This window comes from Wolbachia endosymbiont of Mansonella perstans, assembly GCF_020278605.1.
GTDB lineage: Bacteria > Pseudomonadota > Alphaproteobacteria > Rickettsiales > Anaplasmataceae > Wolbachia.
The window spans coordinates 1-3,098 of record NZ_JACZHU010000102.1 but is presented as its reverse complement, the minus strand read 5'-3'; the positions used below and the strand labels follow the sequence as shown (position 1 = coordinate 3,098).

The 3,098-nt window shown below is 34.6% G+C and carries 3 protein-coding genes and 1 pseudogene; 2 read left to right on the top strand and 2 right to left on the bottom strand.

Features of this window, described 5'->3' with window-relative positions:
• Positions 1-453: 453 nt before the first annotated feature.
• Positions 454-708, bottom strand: a complete 255-nt coding sequence (locus IHO13_RS04950) for a hypothetical protein (protein WP_225538546.1) — start codon at positions 706-708, stop codon at positions 454-456.
• Between the two features lie 197 nt (positions 709-905).
• Positions 906-1,208: a hypothetical protein gene (locus IHO13_RS04945; protein WP_225538545.1), complete on the bottom strand. Its 303-nt coding sequence runs from the start codon at positions 1,206-1,208 to the stop codon at positions 906-908.
• Positions 1,209-1,600: 392 nt separating this feature from the next.
• Here IHO13_RS04945 and IHO13_RS04940 point away from each other — a divergent pair.
• Both IHO13_RS04940 and IHO13_RS04935 read left to right on the top strand, forming a co-directional pair.
• Positions 1,601-2,399 (top strand): annotated as a pseudogene (locus IHO13_RS04940) (IS5 family transposase).
• Between the two features lie 66 nt (positions 2,400-2,465).
• Positions 2,466-3,098 (top strand): MBL fold metallo-hydrolase (locus tag IHO13_RS04935; protein ID WP_225538544.1); only part of this gene is annotated, 633 nt, incomplete at its 3' end.

Below are 3,098 nucleotides of genomic sequence, written 5' to 3'. Positions count from 1 at the left end.
ACTTGGATGTACCATAGACCTGTCATTCCAGCGCGTAACGCTGGAATCTAGAATTTTATCAAGTGGTGAGTATAAAAGTGGTCATTTAGGTTAAAATACAACATCTGATTACTATGGAAAGGTGCGATCTGATGTCATGAAACCGTAATGGTGTAATTCCATTCGCCTTAACATCAAGTTAAAATCGTACTCCACACTTTGGAAAAATAGGTAACTTTCTAGAGTGCGAGCACGGTTAAAAAGGAGTAAGGTCAAGTTTTAATCTACCCACGACCTAGAGACTTTTTCTTGACTTGAGTTTATATTACAGTTTTAATGACCAAGGACATAATTACCACTACGAATAGTAGGTTTTACACTTTTTAGATGAGTATTTACTTTCAGTGAACTGTCCAAATTATGCTCTATTTGTGTTTTTATTTCGAATTAAAATTCTAACTTTTCGCAGAATTTTTAGAAATACTCTTCTATAACATCGAACAAGTTTCTGCCTCCCTCTTTGTAATTTTTTAATTCCTTAGGGACAGTAAGTGATAATTTACCATTTTTATGGGTTATGCCATCCTTTCCATCTTGAGGCTCAAGTGTAAGTTCCAGTGAAGTAGATAGATCACATATTTTTTCTCCTGAATTGTTAAATTTGGTTGCAGGTATTTTCATATCGGACTTTACTTTTACATTATTATAGTCAGTGTCATCAATATTCATTACTTTTTCAGGGTTTAGTAAATTAATTCATAATTGCTAAGTGCAGTGTGACACTCAATAAGTATGCCAGCTTTATATCCTGCTTGGTTACAATGAGTGACTGGCTTTTCTAAAATATGATTACTCGGAACACCTGCTTCAGTGTATTGGAACATTTCCTTAAAAACTTATTTTATGAACGGGCAATAATTTCTATCCTAATCTCCTACTTTTGGTAATAGATGCATATGCTTTCTTTCAGCATTATAAAACCTTTCAAACTCTTTCTTGTATGAATCAGTTTTCTGATAATCAGAAGTTTCAGGGTTTTTACAGTGATCCTTCCACAACTCACTCAATCTGTCCTGCACGAGTTCTTTTTCAGGATCTTTGAGCACCAAATCAATAAAAGCTTTACCATAATCTGTATCTATTTCTCTTTGTTTTTCTGTTACGGTTTCAGTACTATATATATCGTCACTATTAAAAAGGTTGCTTTTGCGATGTTTAGCTCCTTCCATTAACGCATAGGTTAAAACTTTACTATAACTTTTCCATTAATGACAAAGTCCATTCTTGGAAAATCGAAATACATTGTTTCACCAGAGTTTGCTGATTTATTACTGATATCGACTTTTTATTTACTAAAACCAAATTCTTTAATTTTAGTCTTTAATGCAACTATTGGATTTGCTTCTGTCATAGTCTCCTTTAACTAAAGCCTTCAAAGTTAATTATACCATAAGATTATTAATAGACTATTGACAACATATAAGCGTAACAATGACTTTGTATTATGCCGTACACCTATATCCTGATAAACATACTCAAGCAAGAATTTAGTTGTAAGAACCTGTTTAAAATCTTGAAGAGATCTAGGTAAAGTAGGCATAGATTAATAATGAGGTTATCTATACAGGAAAATTATCCAAGCAATATAAGTAGAGAGCAATTTGAAAAAATAAGACCAATTCTGGAGAGTAGTAGGAAGGAAACAAAATCAAGAAAACTTGATTTATATGAAGTATTTTGTGAAGTATTATACGTCCTAAAAAGCACCTGCTAGTGGAGAGTGCTGCCACAAGAATTTCCAAATGGCGAAGTTGTTACAACTACTTAAAAAAATGGAGTGAAAAGCCTAGTGAGGGTACAGAAAGTATTTTAGAACGTGTGTTAAAAAAATTAGTTGGAGAAGTCCGTATCACCAAAGGCCGAAGAGAGAAAACTAGTTTTTGTATAATTGGTTCTCAAAGCATTAAAAATCTGCTGAAAAAAAAGGGTTATGATGCAGGTAAAAAGATTTCAGGAATAAAGCGTCATATTGGAGTTGATTCACAAGGTTTGCCACGTGCAATTTATGTAATAAAGGCAAGACCGTAGCAGTGCTGTGAAAATGGTCGAAAATGCTAAAGCAACCCTCTCTGAAGTTAAAAACATGCTGGTTGGTGCCGGCTACAATAGGAGAAAATTTTACAACACAAATAAAAGCTATTGTTGGTGCAACTGTTGAAGTAATGAAGCGAAGTAGGTTACATACCTTTGCTGTATTGCCAAAAAGATGAGTTGTTGAGAGATCTTTTGCTTAGTTGGAGAAATACAGGCGATTGTGGAAAAATTGCGAACGGAAACTCAACACCAGCTTGCAAATGGTTGTTCTTACTTTCGCTATTTTGGCTCCCGAAAAGATTATGAATAGGTTCCTAGAGTTATGAAAGTAATAAACTCCTTTATTTAAGACCGAAGTTTTGCTATTCTCGCATTTTAATAATCTAAAATTAATGAATATAAACAAGAACGAATTTTTATTTCTTCCGCTTGGAGGAATAGGTAGAATTGGGATGAATGTAAGCCTATATCATTACCAAGGTAAGTGGATTATGATTGACCTTGGTATTGGTTTTGCCGATGAAACTATGCCAGGCATTGAGCTATTAATTGCTGATGTGAACTTTATTGCTCAAAGAAAAAAGGATTTGCTCGGAATAATAATTACGCATGCGCATGAAGACCACTGCGGTGCAGTGCCTTATTCGTGGGAAGAGTTGCAATGTCCCATATACACAACAAAGTTCACGATTAATTTTCTTAAGGAAAAACTAAAGGAGTTTCGGCTAGAGAGTATAGTACCTGTGAAAGAGGTGGATATAAACGGTAGTATAAACTTAGATCCTTTCACCGTTGAGTTTATAAACGTAACTCACTCAATTCCCGAAGCACATTCAATATTAGTTAGCACTAATGTGGGTAGCGCGCTTCATACTGGCGATTGGAAATTTGATCCAAAGCCTGTTGTTGGTTTAACTTCTAACATAAGTCGTTTAAAAGAAGTTGGTGATAAGGGTGACCTGCTTGCAGCAATTTGCGATTCAACGAACATATTGAGCAGACATAATCCTGAATCAGAAGGTGAG

Coding starts and splice junctions, on each gene's coding strand:
- IHO13_RS04950 (WP_225538546.1), bottom strand. CDS start 708: ATGAATATTGATGACACTGACTATAATAATGTAAAAGTAAAGTCCGAT.
- IHO13_RS04945 (WP_225538545.1), bottom strand. CDS start 1,208: ATGGAAGGAGCTAAACATCGCAAAAGCAACCTTTTTAATAGTGACGAT.